We start from the raw sequence: 14881 nt of genomic DNA, 5'->3' as shown, positions 1-14881 counted from the left end.
GGTTGTTTAGGAACAGGAACAATTGGTAGTATGTTTGCATTATACTGGTAACGGGGTAAAATAAAGGTATATAGAAAAATTAGGAGGCCGCCATGTTTGCTTCACTTAAAAACTCTGCTGCTAGTTTGAGCTTGATAACAAAGTTTGTCCGTCAAGTATTCCCCTTGGTGAACGCCGAGCTTGCCCATTGGCGCCATTACGCCGAACAAAATGGCTGTCATGAACTGCGCGAACAGGCTCTTGCCAGCATCAGGGATAAAAAGTTTCATTGTCAGGGCGGCAGCGTCTATAGTTTATACCGCGGAGTATCAACTCCGGATTTCGTACGGCTAGTCGTTGCCCTTCAGACCATCAGCGACTATCTTGACAATCTATGTGACCGGGCCGGCGTTGCCGATGAACTGGCATTTCGCCAGCTTCATCTGGCCATGACCGATGCACTCGACCCGGGCAGTCGTGATAATGACTACTACCGGTTTTACCCCTTTAAAGATGATGGCGGTTATCTTAAAGAACTTATAAAAACTTGCCGTCAAGAAGTAGCTAAGCTGCCTTCCTATCACCTAGTAAAGGCTGACGCGTTAAAATTTGCTTCTTTATATAGTGAATTACAGACCTATAAACACCTTGACCTTGCTATCCGGGAGGACAAGATGAAGACCTGGATAGACCCTTACCTTAGAAACTATCCTGAAATCAGCAATTGGGAGTTTGCGGCAGCCACTGGCTCTACTTTAGGGATGTTTATGTTGTGCGCCGCCGCCAGCGATCCCAATCTTAAACCTTCCGATGCTGCCAAGTTTGCCAGCGCCTATTTCCCTTGGATTAACGGGCTCCACATTCTGCTCGACTATTTTATTGATGCTGCCGAAGACCTGGCGAACGGCGATCTTAATTTTGTTGCTTACTATAAAGACCACCAAGAAACGCTAACCCGCCTAGAACTTTTTACCAAGCAGGCTTTGGCGCAGGCTGAGTATATCCCCGAACCAATATTCACAACAACTATCATTCACGGACTATTGGCAATGTATCTTTCCGATCCGAAAACCGAACGCCCCGCTGAACAGGCCATCCGTGCTGCGCTTTTGGAAACCGGCGGGATTTATACTGGTTTGGTATATCAATTGTGCCGCTTACTTAGGAAAAAATCCATCTTGTAAGCTATGCTCATTGTTGGCATCTTGGGGAAGATTACTATTTATGCCTTATTAGTTTCGGCGGCCGCCTTAATTAAGGCTACTGCAAGTTCGGCCCCTTGGTATAATTCTTCTTCCTTAATATATTCCTCAGTTGTATGCACCTTGCTCATGCCCATGCCCATTACGGCTGTTGGTATTCCAAAACTGTTAAACACATTGGCATCACTGCCGCCACCTGTCGCTTCAAGCTGGGGCTTAAGGTTGATGCTTGCAGCCGCTTTGACCGCCAAGGCTACCGGCTGCGAATCTTCCTTCAAGGCGTAGGCCACGAAGTCCTCAATGATTTCAACTTCTGCTTTGGCGCCATTTTCTTGGGCTACTCGCTCAAAAGTCGCTTTCATATCCTGAGTGACCTTTTGTAATTTGTCCATATTATGACTGCGAGCCTCGCAGACAATCTCCACCCGGTCAGGTACAACATTGGTTGCCTGGCCGCCTTTTATTATGCCGACATTAGCCGTTGTTTCCTCATCAAGCCGCCCCTGTTTGAGTTGAGCCAAAGCCTTGCCGGCGACTACTATGGCATTTATGCCTTCTTCAGGAGCGATACCGGCGTGGGCAGTTTTACCTTTGACGGTAACCTTAATTGTGTTTTCCCCCGGAGCCTTAATAATAATCTTGCCGGGCTCGCCGCTTGAATCAAGCGCATAAGCAAAATCAGCCTTAATCCATTCGCGGTCAATATTTTTAGACCCGCATAGTCCGCTTTCTTCCTGAACAGTAAAAACAACTTGCACATCACCATGCGGTATTTGCTTTTCGGTAACAATCCGTAAAGCCTCCAATATTGATGCCACTCCGGCCTTATCATCTGAACCTAAAATTGTATCACCGGCCGAAGTAATTACCCCGTCTTTCAGCTGCGGTTTAACGCCGCTGCATGGCTCAACACTATCTAAATGAGCGCTTAGCATTATCACCGGCGCGCCGGCGGCAGTCCCTTTTAGGTATCCTAGAATATTGCCGGTATTCCCCCCTATTTTTTCACCGGCCTTATCTTCAGTTACCTCAAGTCCTAAATCCTCCAACCGCTGCTTGACTAAGTCTGCTACCTCCCGCTCTTTGCCGCTGGTGCAGGTTATTTGAACCAGCTCAAAAAATTCGTCCAACATTCGTTTACGGTTGATCATAACACACCTCCGCTATTAAATTGATAAATAGAAACTTAATCTAGATGGCGCTTTAACACCACTGAATTCTAGTCGAAATTATCCGGGGACTTAATGCTGTTAACTCCTACTTAATAAGATAGGAGTTTTACAGCGTCTTGGTCGTCGGATAAAATTCAGCATAATACCGCTAAACTTTTCCCAGAACGGGCATACTATTACTACTAATGAGTAAAGCTATACGCTGGAAAGGAACACTATGCCGAAAGTAATTGCCTTACATTCTGCCTCGGGAGCACTTGCTAAATATTTAACTGAACAAGGCTACAAAGTAGTCGATTATTCTACCGCAGAACGTCCCGGTACTAAGGTCGACGCCGTTTTATGTACAGGCTACCATCCTGATATTCTAGCCACATACTCTAGTTTTACCGAAAGAGTCGATATTAGCCTTGGCAACATTCGCCACGACTTTTGTGATGAACTATCCTCACCCGTAAGAATTAACATTACCGGCATGGGCCCCGATCAAGTCCGCGATTCCCTTGACCGTCACTTGCGGCGACATCACCACAGTCATAGCTGACTAAAACCAAACTAGGAGGTCTTTTAATGAACACACTTCGCTTTTGTGAGAACAACATGCGCGACGATATGCCGCAGCTGGTTGAAAAGACAAAAACTGAATTTACCAATGTTGATATTGCCGTCGAACCGTGCCTCGGCGAGTGCGGCGACTGTGCCGAAAGCTTTATCGCGGTAGCTAACGATACTTTAGTAACGGCGGATACCACCCACGCTTTGTTTGAAAGAATCAAAAACATCATTGGCGAAAAGAAATCTGCCATAGACCGCTAACCTTCGTCCCGATTTATCCGGCCTTTAGTAATAATAGTTTCACCGAACTTGGCTTTAAGCTTATCTACCGTTTGATAGATGGCTTGACGCTTATCATTTTCCTCGCTGAATAATGACATTTGACCGCAGCCGGCCTGAAGGTTGGCTGCGGTTATTCCTATTAATCGTACTCCTTCGGTCATGGTCGTATTATGCCAAATTTCCTGGGCAACCGAAAATATCACGTCATCGAAATTAGTTGGATCAGCCAATGTTTTACTGCGCGTAATCGTGCGAAACGATGCAAAGCGAATCTTTACCGTAATAGTCCGCGCCGCATAGCCGTAACGCCTCAGCCGCCACCCCACCTTTTCGGCTAAACGGAGAAGTTCCGCTTCAACTTGCTTGGGACTTACCAAATCGGTATCATAGGTTGTTTCCTTGCCGATTGATTTAGGCTCTTGTTCGGCAATAACCGGCCGGTTATCGATACCGTGCGCCAGCCTTTGAAGGTCAGCGGCAAAATTGCCGCAATGTTTCCTGAGTACGCTCAAGTCGGTTTGGGCTAATTGGCCGATGGTAGCTATCCCCAGTTTGGTGAGAATGCTGGCCGTCGCCTCGCCAACGCCCCACAGCCTGCCAACCGGCAAGTGAGCGATAGCGGTTTGTTCTTCACCCGGCCTTATAATATATAATCCGTCTGGCTTTTTTAAATCTGACGCTAATTTAGCCAAAAATTTATTAGGCGCTATTCCGGCCGAGGCTACCAGACCGACCTCGGCTTTTATGCGGGCTTTTATTTGCTTCGCCGCATCTACTATATCAGGAAACAACCACTCGGTTCCCGTCATATCCAAGAAGGCTTCATCTAGCGACAACGGCTCGATAAGCGGCGAAAAGTCACTCAGAATTGCCATAATCTCTTGGGAAACAGCGCTATATTTATTATGATTACAATTCAGAAACATCCCCTGCGGACAGCGCCGCCGAGCTTCAACCATTGGCATAGCCGACCGCACGCCAAATTTTCTGGCCTCGTACGATGCTGTTGCGACTACCCCGCGGCCGCTTAAACCGCCGATAATTACCGGTTTACCTCTGAATTCAGGATTGTCGCGCTGCTCAACTGCCGCAAAGAAGGCATCCATATCGATATGAATAATCCAGCGTTGCATATTCTTCACCCGAACTTATGTTTTCTCTATCATGTGGCTAATTCCCTGCTTTTAAGGATCTAAACTAGAGCCTTAGGACCTATGTCCTCATTTTGTAAGAACTGGCTTAATTATACAGGATTTTACGATCTAATAACGAATCTTAAAGACACTTTACATAAAAGGAGTTTTAGCCTATGGACAGCAAACGACGGATACCCTTAATTGCCCAACTATTTAGTATGTTTGGACTAGTTACCATTCTCCTACTCGCACTACTAGGTTACACCGTATTTGATCTAATCAAAGTTGGCGAGCAAGCCCAAACAATGGCCAACTATACTGCAGCTCGCTCGGTATCCCTAAAAGACGGGCATATGTATTTTACCAGAGCCCTTCTCAATATGCGGGGGTTCTTGCTCTACCCGGACGGCTCGGCATATGAACAGGGCTATCGAGCCGACATGCAGAAGAGCATCGAGATTGCTAAGAAGTATAAAGACGAAAGCAATACTCCGGAAACTAAGGAGGAAGGCGCTAAACTGGAAAGGCTAATTACCAGTTATCTTGCCGTTGGCGATAAAGTAATTGCCGCCAAAAAAGCCAACGACCCAAATCTCAATAAATATACTGGCGAAGGCCGCCAGATTGTAGCCGACACTGACGCTCAGTTTAACAGTCTTTCGGAACACCAGAGTAAGGTTATGTCAAATACCGTCCTTAGCCTGGAGAATACCATTGCTTCAATCAAGACTACCGTTTTTGTCGCAAGTTTTCTAATGATTGCCTTAGTTGTCGTCCTGGTCGTCCTGTTCAGTCGCTGGATGAATAAGCGGTTTACTGCTATCTATCAAGAACTGGCTGCGATAGGTGCGCTTGATCTTTCCCGCCCCGATATCCACGCTTCACTAAATGACGAAGTCGGCGATATGGCAAAGGTTATTGTTGACATGCGTCATAAATTAAAGGCGATGGTCAACGAGCTTCAAAACAGCGGTGAAACGGTAGCGGCAGCCAGCAGCTTAGCGCGACTGTAAGCGAAAATCTTAACGCCGTCGAGGTAGTAGCCAAAAGTGTTGAAGAAATTGCCTCCTCTGCTCATCACAATTCCACAAATATAACAAACATCTCGGCTACCTTAGAGGAAGTAGCCGCGGGAGCCCAAGAAATGAGCGCCAGCGCTAGCCAGGTAAATGCCGGGAGTGAAGAGGCTGTATCTGAGGCCCATCAAGGCATGGCAATGCTCGGACAGGTTGTTGCCCAAAACGAGTCAATTGACCACGCCATGAGCGATATTACCGAGGTTACAGCTAAGCTTGCCAAAGCCTCCGAGGATATTAAAGGTATTATTGATGTTATCAGTAATATTGCTGGTCAGACTAACCTTCTGGCCCTAAACGCCGCTATTGAGGCTGCTCGAGCCGGCGAAGCCGGACGCGGTTTTGCCGTTGTAGCCGAAGAAGTCCGCAAACTGGCCGAGCAAAGCAGCCATGCAACACGGGATATTGCTAATATTATCAGCAATATGGGTAGTGAAATTACCATCGCAGTAGCTTCAGCTGATAAAGCCCGCCTTGAAGTGGCAAAAGGCAAGGACACCACGCTACATACCCAGCAAGGCTTTAAAGCAATAATTGAAAAATTGGATTCCGTCAAAGCCGGCATCAGCCAAATTGCCGCCGCAATAAACCAAACCGCTAAGGGAACACAATCCATGGTAGCTGGGATTGAAAACATCAGTGCTGTTGCTCAGCAGTCGACAGCAAATGCCCAAACAGTTGCCGCTTCGTCCGAAGAGCAGACGGCCAGCATGCATGAAATCAATGCCAATGCTGATACGCTCGCCAAATCAGCTGTTGCTCTCCATGATATTGTACGCAAATTTAAAATTTAACCATAATAGTGCGAAAAATCTCTCGTCAGTAGTTGACGAGAGATTTTTAGTATAGCGGCTTAGCCGTCATAGCACACTAATAATTAAGGCTAAGAAAATTACCGCCTCACATATCCATGCGAGAGGACTGACAGCTATGTTTAAAAACCGGATCGAAGCCGGCGAAAATCTTGCTGAAAAACTGGCAGCGCTTAATCTGGAGAAGCCTTATCTTTTGGCAATACCTCGGGGCGGCATAGTCGTTGCCCAACCGATAGCCGAAAAACTCGGCCTCAGTGTCGGCGTTTTAATTACCCGCAAAATCGGCCATCCCCTTAATCCCGAAGTTGCAATCGGGGCAGTAATGCCTGATGGCACCGCCGTACTTGATGAAGCTGCTGCAGAACGCCTGGGACTCGATGATAATAGGCTAAGCGAGCTAGTCAGCGAGCAATACCAGGAAATTAAGCGGCGTCTGATTGCCTATACCGGGACAGAACGCATTGCTAACGTAAGCGGTAAAACCATAGTGCTCGTCGACGACGGTATCGCTACCGGTTACACCATCTACGCCGCTGTCCAATGGCTTAAAACCCTGACACCCGGAAAAATTATCATTGCCGTCCCGGTTGCCCCGCCTGATGTAGCAGCTAATTTAAGTAAACAAGTTGATACCGTAATCTGTCCTATCCAACCTTATGACTTTATGGCAGTCGGCCAATATTATCAGGATTTTTCGCAAACTTCCGACCAAGAAGTTGTTGATATTTTAACTGAAGTAGGTAACTAAACACCCCCTTGGCTGCATAGAGTGAAGTATAACAGCCAAGGAGGGACCAAAATGTCTAAGTATGATGATTTATGCGCCGAATATCAACAGGCATCGGCTCGTTTTAACCAATATGCCGATTACTGTTACACATTTACCGATGAATTTTTTACCGGTTTGAAAGAGTATTTAGACTGCCCTGATGATACAATAAAATTTTATGCCCCTCAGGATATGCTCGATATCAAACAAGGCTGCGACCTCAAAAAAGCTCTGCTCCACAGCCCTGACGGCTATTATTCTTTGTGTTTTTCACTTACGCTTAAAAATTCAGGTGAGCAGGATGTTGTCTTAGCAGCTCTACGAATTAAAAAAGCTTCTGATTACTTCCTTGTGAAAGTTGGGTTAAGCCGAAAAGAATTTGAGATAAGCGCTAAAGAAGATTTTATCCCCGCCTTTGACTATATTTATGACAGTATCAAAAACTACTATCAAAGAGACGGTTTTATCAAATCAACTTCCAACCCGATTGGTTTTGCCGTCTAGCTTGAGTTATACGCCTACTCAATAATGACTTGAACTGAGCGATAGAAATGGCTTAAATCAGCTAAATTTTGTCCTAATCCTTTGTTAAGCAGGAGAAAAGTTACGCACCTCGAAATAAAGTCTGCGGAGGGAGATTGATGAGCGTCAATATGTCCATGTACCATTCTATCGCCTTAGATATTGCACAAAGAATAATTAATGATGAGTTTCCTGTCGGCACCAAGGTTTCTGGGCGAACACTATTAGCCAGTCATTATAATGTCTCATCTGAAACCATTCGTAAGGCTGTCAGCCTACTAAAGGATGCTAATGTGGTTTCAGTTTCGCAGGGAAAAGAAGTAGTAGTAATATCAGTTGCCGAAGCTTATCACTTTATTGAGCATCATAAAAGCATGCAATCAGTATACTCTTTGAAACAAGAACTTGAGGTCCTGCTAGCTGAAAAGCAGGCAACCGACCGACGGTTTGAGCAGATTATAAATGATATTATTGGTTATTCCGATCGACTTAAAAACCTTACCCCCTATAATCCGATTGAAGTTAAAGCCCCCGAGAATTCGCATGTTGTAGGTAAAACAATTGCTCAGCTCAAGCTGTGGCAGCATACCGGCGCGACAGTGGTGGCTATACGCCGCGGGACGGAAATAATTATATCGCCGGGGCCGCTGGCAGCTATTCAAGCTAATGATCGTATTGTTGTCGTCGGCAAAGATGATGTCCTTCAGCAAATGACCAGTTTTTTGAACAAATCCAATGAAACTGCAGAGAAAGATTTAAGCTTCGGCTAAAAAAAATTTCAAGATGCCCTGAGAGTAGTAAATTCCTACTCTCAGGGCATCTTTTTTTGTACTTGTCAAGAGGCATTACCAAAAATTTACATTTACAATTATATCCTAACAACCTTATAATATACCTAGGGTTGTTAGTTAACATTTTCATTACATCCCATTTGATTCCTGTCCTATTAAGGGATTTAGCTATATAAGAAGGAGGAGTTTGATGATTTCTTTCGATAATTTGTCAAAGATATATGGTGATTTTCGTGCCGTAGATAACATCAATCTTGATATTAAACAAGGTGAAATTGTGGCTTTGATTGGCCCGAGCGGGTCGGGCAAGACGACAACGCTCAAAATGATTAATCGCTTAATCGAACCAACGCACGGCGCCATCTACATCAACGGGAAAAACGTTCTCGAACAGGACCCGATTGAGCTACGCCGCAATATCGGTTATGTTATTCAACATGTAGGCCTGCTACCGCACATGACTATTGCCGATAACATCGCTATTGTCCCAAAACTAAAAAAATGGGATAAACAAGTTTATCTCCAGCGCGTCGATGAATTGCTGGCAATGGTCGGCCTCGACCCGGATGTCTATCGCGACCGTTACCCGCTTGAACTGAGCGGCGGTCAGCAACAGCGGGTTGGGGTCATAAGAGCATTAGCTGCTGATCCACCCATCATTTTAATGGACGAACCGTTCAGCGCCTTAGACCCGATTAGCCGGGAACAATTGCAGGATGAACTACTCAACTTACAACAAAAGCTTCAAAAAACAGTTGTTTTTGTTACCCATGATATTGACGAGGCCATTAAAATTGCTGATCGCATCTGCATAATGAAGAGCGGTCAAGTTATTCAATTCGATACCCCTGAACAAATACTGCGCCATCCTGCCAACGATTTTGTCCGCAGTTTTATCGGCGCCAACCGCATTGGTCAGGTGGAAACACTTCCTACAATTGAAGATTTGATGATTAAACCGGTAACGGCAAGACCTAACCGGGGCCTGGCAGAAAGCATCAATACGATGCGGAAGCAGAAGGTTGATACTTTGTTAGTCGTTAATCAGGACGAAAAGCTGCTAGGTATTGTTGGCGTATGGGAAATTCAAAGTTCCTTTAATGAAGAGCATTTGATTCTTGAAGATATTATGCGTCGCGATTTCCCCACGCTACTTAATACCCAAACATTAAATGACGCCATTTATCTTATCAGCAAACATCGGGTAGCTTACTTGCCGGTAGTTAATCGCGACAGAGAACTCCTCGGGGTAATAACAAGAGCCAGCTTAGTAGACGTTATGGCCAAAAACTTTAGCACCAAACAGCGACGAGCCGGAGGTGTTAATGCAGCATGTTAAAAACAATAGTTGAAATTTGGCAGGACCGTTCTGATGATATCCTTGCTGCATCAATCCAACATATTGAACTAACAGCTATTTCACTTGCTCTCGCAATCTTGATTGCTATTCCGGTCGGGGTTATTCTCACCCGCAAGCAAAAATGGGCTGAGCCTATTATCGGCATTGCCGCAGTTTTCCAAACGATCCCAAGTCTTGCACTGCTGGGATTAATGATACCGCTCTTTGGCATCGGCTTTACTCCGGCCGTCATTGCTCTGACAATCTATGGCTTGCTTCCCATTTTGCGCAACACCTATACCGGTATTCTCGGGGTTAACCCGGCCGCTACCGAAGCCGGGGTCGGTATGGGAATGACTTCATTTCAGGTCTTGTTTATGGTCGAACTGCCATTAGCCCTGTCGGTAATAATGGCGGGGATTCGTACCGCTACCGTTCTGCTTGTTGGCGTTGCTACCTTGGCTGCGCTCATTGGTGCTGGCGGGTTGGGCGATTTGATATTCCGCGGTATTTCAATGGCAAATCAAGAATTGATTTTAGCTGGTGCCATCCCGGCGGCAGTTTTGGCCTTAGCTTTTGATTTTGCCCTCAAGAGAATGGAAACCAGCGCTCAGCCGAAAGGCTTAAGTACTATGAAAGGGTGATTGTATTTGAAAAAAATTATTTTGTTGGTAATGATACTTGTCCTGAGTTTGTCGTTAGTAGGCTGCTCAAGTACCGCCTCAGTAAACTCTGATAAAATCGTAATCGGCGGTAAGAACTTCACTGAACAAGATATTCTCGTCTATATAATGCGGGATTTAATCGAGGCTAAAACAAATCTTAAAGTCGAAGTGAAGCCATATCTTGGTGGAACCAACGTTGTAGCCCAGGCGCTCGAGCGCGGCGATCTTGATCTCTATGCTGAATACACCGGGACAGGGCTCATGCATATCCTAGGTGAGAAGGTAATTAACGATCCTGAAGCCGCCTATCAAAAAGTAAAGCAAATGTACAAAGACAAAAAGCAGATTGTCTGGCTAAAGCCTTTGGGTTTTAACAACACATATACGCTTTCAGTCAGAGCCGACCAAGCCAAGCAATTGGGTCTGGAAAAAATCAGCGACTTGCTTGAACATCAATCTAGCCTTACCCTCGGCGTTACCCACGAATTTTTAGAGCGCGATGACGGCTATAGAGGTGTCAAAAAGGTCTATGGCTTAAACTTCGGTACAGCCAAAGGCATGGACCCTGGTCTGACTTATGCCGCCTGTCGCGATGGCAAAGTAGACGTAATTGATGCTTTCGCAACCGACGGCCGCATACCAGCCTTTAATCTTAAAGTGCTGAAAGATGACAAGAACTTTTTCCCGCCATATTATGCTGCTCCAATCGTCCGCGAGGATACCCTCAAGAAACATCCTGAACTGGCCGAGGTCCTCAACCTGCTGGCCGGCAAACTGGATGACAAACAGATGTCTACCCTAAATGCAAAGGTTGACCTTGAAAAACAGGATCCCCAACAAGTAGCCCGCGAATGGCTTAAATCTCAAGGTCTTATTTAGAATTTAATAGCTGAGATAGCCGCCTGCTTCCATCGTTCGCATGACAACTCCCTCCTATTGTCATGCGAACGATAGCAAGGCGGCAATTTTGCTTTTAAGCGGTAAATTGGATAGATTTGCAAAATATTTCCCGGAAATACGGCCTGTTTGCCAGAAAAACGTGTTTTATCAAGGCTTTTTCTGGCATAATAGAGGTATATATAAAAGTACCCAACCAAAGGAGATCATTTATGGACCAAAAAGACAAACTGCAAATTATTCCGCTCGGCGGTTTAGGAGAAATCGGCAAGAACATGACTGTGTTTCGTTACGGCGACGACATTATCGTCCTCGACGCAGGTCTTGCCTTCCCTGAAGACGACCTGCTAGGCATTGACCTAGTTATTCCCGACATTACATATCTTCTCGAAAATATGGACAAAGTACGCGCCGTAGTATTGACCCACGGCCACGAGGATCATATCGGCTCCTTGTCATATCTGTTAAAGAAAATTAATGTCCCGGTCTACGGAGCTCGACTGTCATTAGGCTTAGTCGAAAGCCGGCTTAAAGAAAACAATGTCGCTAACTACGAACTGATACCGGTAAATCCTGGCGACCAAATTGATATTGGGAATCTGAAGGTCGGGTTCATTAGGGTGAGCCACTCCATCCCTGACGCAATGGCTATTTATTTTAAAACCCCGGTAGGAACCGTTATTCACACCGGCGATTTTAAAATTGATCAGACCCCGGTAGACGGCAAAATGATTGATATTCATAAGTTTGCCGAGCTTGGCGACCAAGGCGTACTAGTACTGCTTTCTGACAGCACCAACGCGGAACGTCCGGGATTTACCGAGTCGGAAAGAACGGTCGGAGTCGCCTTAGATGATGCATTCCGGGCTGCTAAAGGCCGGATTATAATGGCGACTTTTGCCTCAAATGTGCTGCGCGTCCAGCAAGCTATTAATTCAGCCGTTAAATATGGCCGCAAAGTCGCCATCTTTGGCCGCAGTATGATAAATGTCGTTTCCATTGCAATGGACTTAGGCTACCTGGATGTTCCGGAAGGGACGCTCATTGATGCTGAGGAAATCAATCGTTATCCTAGTAATAGACTACTGATTCTCACAACCGGCAGCCAAGGTGAGCCCATGTCGGGCCTCAGCCGGATGGCAACAAGCAACCATCGAACTGTAGCTATCTACCCTGAAGATACAGTGGTAATTTCAGCCACCCCTATTCCCGGCAATGAAAAGTCGGTCGGAAGGACTATTGACAGTCTGCTTAGACTAGGCGCCCATGTCGTGTATGAAAAATCCTCAGGTATCCATGTATCAGGTCATGCCAGCAAGGAGGAGGTCAAGCTCATTCTCAATCTGGTACGTCCTAAATTCTTTATCCCCGTCCATGGCGAATACCGGATGCTTAAGCAGCATGGGAGAATTGCCGAAACATTGGGTATCCCGCGCGAGAATATCTTCATCGGTGAAAACGGCAACGTCTTTGAATTCACAGCTGAGACTGGCCGGGTTGCCGGCAAGGTGACTGCCGGACGCGTCTTTGTTGACGGTCTTGGCGTCGGCGATGTCGGCAACATTGTTATTAGAGACCGGCAACAGCTCTCTAAAGAAGGCGTTTTAATTGTCGTGGTTACACTTGACAAGCAACGCGGCCATGTCCTTGCCGGGCCTGATTTGGTATCAAGAGGCTTTGTCTATATTAGAGAATCCGAGACTCTAATGAATGAAGCTCAGGGTCGAGTAAAACAGGCCTTAGAGAAATTCGAGAACGGTAAAATTACTGATTGGGCTACCATAAAGACTCAAATCCGCGAAGCCTTGGGCAAGTATCTTTACGAAAAAACCGGTCGCCGGCCAATGATTCTGCCAATAATCATGGAAGTTTAACATCCAAACAGCATTTTAGAAATGACTCAGCAATAATACTAAACATGTTTAAACCCCTTAACAAAAGGCTGCAATATCTATAAGATATTGCAGCCTTTTGCTTTCTAACATTTTAACATTATTATTTCATCGTTTGTATTCGTACTGCGTACATAACCGCACTAATTCGTGTACTTATTTCCTTGTAATTATTTTTATCCTCTCTTAATAAACTTTTGTATTAAAATATTTATACCCAAGGAGGTGATTCTGCAATTGTAACGAAATAATCTTTAACCATACAGGTATTATTGTAAAGGGGGATCACGATGGAGAATGCTAATGCCGGGGTAGCTAAAACAGGCGGGCCAATGCTGGATACTGAAACGAAACCCACTAATCAAAGGTATATTCTTGTCTTTATACTATTAATTACCCTTCTCGTAGCTTATCTTGATCGGGTAAACGTGTCAGTCCTAGCCGCCGACAATGCCTTTCTGACTGAAATGGGCATTAAAGGGCAACCGGTTCAAATGGGAATGCTAATGACATTGTTTTTGATTGCTTACGGCTTTTCTAATGTTTTATTAAGTCCGTTAGGTGATATATTAGGACCGCGAAAAGCCATGTCTTTATCCATAGTTTTGTGGGGAGTATCACTATTAATCGGCGGATTTGCAATGTCTTTCTCGACAATGCTTGTAGCACGGGTAATTCTTGGCCTGGGTGAAGGTATGCATTGGCCGATGCAAAGCAGTTATGTTAAAAATTGGTTTCCTCCGCATGAACGAGGCAAGGCTAATGCAGTTTGGATAATCGGCCTAATGGTAGGCCCTGCTATTGCAATGCCCTTCTTTACCTGGATTGTTCAGGATTTTGGCTGGCGGGCGAGTTTCTTTATATTAGTTGTCCTAGGATTGCTACCGCTCATCTTGTTATGGTTCTGGACAACGGATTATCCCCGACAGCACAAGCGGGTTAACCTAGCCGAACTCAATCTTATTGAGGAAGGTCAGCGGGCTGAAAAAGAAGCCGAAGCCCAGACTAAAAACACTACACTCTGGGAAAACATGAAGGTCTTTATTTTTAACTATCGTTTCTGGCTGATAACTATCTTCTATTTCTGTCTCGCCTCGATATTCTGGGGAACAATGGCTTGGCTTCCCTCTTATCTCAAAGTCGCCCGAGGCTTCTCCTGGGTTGCGATGGGAGCCTGGTCATCACTTCCATACGTGTTAGGTGTCGCCAGCGTTGTAATCTTTGGCTATCTTTCAGATAAAATTGGCCGCCGCGCCCCCTTATGCGCCATCTCTATGTTGGGCGCCGCTGCCGGAATATACTTTGGCGCTCATGCCCCGGATAATACTACTGCGGCTATTCTAATATCCCTAGGCATTGCTTCAATCGGCATTGGCCTTCCGTCAGTGTGGACCCTGCTGCAGCAGATTGTTCCCGGCAAAGCCATCGGTGCCGGAGCCGGAATGATGAACGGTATATCAAACGGCGGATCAGCCTTCTCTCCTGTCTTGATCGGTTTCTTTATCAGCGTTACCGGAAGCTATGTCGGCGGTCTAATGTTCTTAGTGGGACTGGGCTTAGTTGCCGCAGTTTGCATGCTGATTCTTTCAGTTCAGAAATATTAAATTTCGCAGTGTACAACAGCTTGTATATCGCTACTTTGTTAGATAAAGGGTGCAGGTTCATTCCCTGCACCCTTTTTTCATTAAGCCTAAGATTGATTATTGGAACAACTAACAACTACAGTTTAACGAGGATAGCAGGTACGAGGATAACATTGTCTAGGGAAACAGAACCGTGGGAAACATTG

At 45.6% G+C, this 14881-nt stretch carries 15 protein-coding genes; 13 read left to right on the top strand and 2 right to left on the bottom strand.

The window, feature by feature from the left end:
• The first annotated feature begins 92 nt into the window (after positions 1–92).
• Positions 93–1163 (top strand): tetraprenyl-beta-curcumene synthase family protein, encoded by a 1071-nt coding sequence (locus GX348_05685; protein NLP41681.1) that lies wholly within the window; start codon positions 93–95, stop codon positions 1161–1163.
• A gap of 38 nt (positions 1164–1201) precedes the next feature.
• Here the strand turns inward: GX348_05685 and GX348_05680 are convergent, their stop codons facing one another.
• A complete protein-coding gene (locus GX348_05680) occupies positions 1202–2332 on the bottom strand; it encodes a M20/M25/M40 family metallo-hydrolase (GenBank protein ID NLP41680.1) in 1131 nt (376 codons plus the stop codon).
• A gap of 238 nt (positions 2333–2570) precedes the next feature.
• Between GX348_05680 and GX348_05675 the strand changes: the two genes are divergently transcribed.
• Entirely contained in the window at positions 2571–2897 is a 327-nt protein-coding gene (locus GX348_05675; protein NLP41679.1) for a hypothetical protein, read from the top strand.
• A 26-nt stretch (positions 2898–2923) separates the two neighbouring features.
• Positions 2924–3169 (top strand): DUF1450 domain-containing protein, encoded by a 246-nt coding sequence (locus tag GX348_05670; GenBank protein ID NLP41678.1) that lies wholly within the window; start codon positions 2924–2926, stop codon positions 3167–3169.
• Here GX348_05670 and GX348_05665 read toward each other — a convergent pair.
• Positions 3166–4323 carry a DNA polymerase IV gene (locus tag GX348_05665; GenBank protein NLP41677.1) on the bottom strand — a complete coding sequence of 386 codons (1158 nt, stop codon included), beginning with the start codon at positions 4321–4323 and terminating at the stop codon, positions 3166–3168. The genes GX348_05670 and GX348_05665 overlap by 4 nt on opposite strands.
• A 176-nt stretch (positions 4324–4499) precedes the next feature.
• On the opposite strand from GX348_05665, the gene GX348_05660 reads away from it, so the two are divergent.
• The 10 genes from GX348_05660 (at position 4500) to GX348_05615 (ending at position 14696) form a co-directional block, all read left to right on the top strand.
• Positions 4500–5339, top strand: coding sequence for a hypothetical protein (locus GX348_05660; GenBank protein NLP41676.1), 840 nt, complete (start codon positions 4500–4502; stop codon positions 5337–5339).
• Between the two features lie 131 nt (positions 5340–5470).
• Positions 5471–6196 (top strand): hypothetical protein, encoded by a 726-nt coding sequence (locus tag GX348_05655; protein ID NLP41675.1) that lies wholly within the window; start codon positions 5471–5473, stop codon positions 6194–6196.
• A gap of 136 nt (positions 6197–6332) precedes the next feature.
• Positions 6333–6965 (top strand): phosphoribosyltransferase, encoded by a 633-nt coding sequence (locus GX348_05650; protein NLP41674.1) that lies wholly within the window; start codon positions 6333–6335, stop codon positions 6963–6965.
• Positions 6966–7016: 51 nt separating this feature from the next.
• Positions 7017–7490, top strand: coding sequence for a hypothetical protein (locus tag GX348_05645; GenBank protein ID NLP41673.1), 474 nt, complete (start codon positions 7017–7019; stop codon positions 7488–7490).
• A 137-nt stretch (positions 7491–7627) separates the two neighbouring features.
• Positions 7628–8278 (top strand): GntR family transcriptional regulator, encoded by a 651-nt coding sequence (locus GX348_05640; protein NLP41672.1) that lies wholly within the window; start codon positions 7628–7630, stop codon positions 8276–8278.
• A gap of 211 nt (positions 8279–8489) precedes the next feature.
• Positions 8490–9638 (top strand): betaine/proline/choline family ABC transporter ATP-binding protein, encoded by a 1149-nt coding sequence (locus GX348_05635; protein NLP41671.1) that lies wholly within the window; start codon positions 8490–8492, stop codon positions 9636–9638.
• Positions 9632–10282 carry an ABC transporter permease gene (locus GX348_05630; GenBank protein NLP41670.1) on the top strand — a complete coding sequence of 217 codons (651 nt, stop codon included), beginning with the start codon at positions 9632–9634 and terminating at the stop codon, positions 10280–10282. Before GX348_05635 ends, GX348_05630 begins: the two co-directional genes overlap by 7 nt.
• Before the next feature lie 6 nt (positions 10283–10288).
• On the top strand, positions 10289–11182 hold the full coding sequence (locus tag GX348_05625; protein NLP41669.1) for a glycine/betaine ABC transporter substrate-binding protein: 894 nt from the start codon (positions 10289–10291) through the stop codon (positions 11180–11182).
• Positions 11183–11412: 230 nt separating this feature from the next.
• On the top strand, positions 11413–13074 hold the full coding sequence (locus tag GX348_05620) for a ribonuclease J (protein NLP41668.1): 1662 nt from the start codon (positions 11413–11415) through the stop codon (positions 13072–13074).
• A 350-nt stretch (positions 13075–13424) separates the two neighbouring features.
• Entirely contained in the window at positions 13425–14696 is a 1272-nt protein-coding gene (locus GX348_05615; GenBank protein NLP41667.1) for an MFS transporter, read from the top strand.
• The last annotated feature ends 185 nt before the right edge of the window (positions 14697–14881 follow it).

It is taken from the genome of Veillonellaceae bacterium (assembly GCA_012523975.1).
Lineage (GTDB): Bacteria > Bacillota > Negativicutes > JAAYSF01 > JAAYSF01 > JAAYSF01.
Note: the sequence above shows the minus strand (reverse complement) of the source record. Positions and strands in the feature narration are given on the sequence as shown.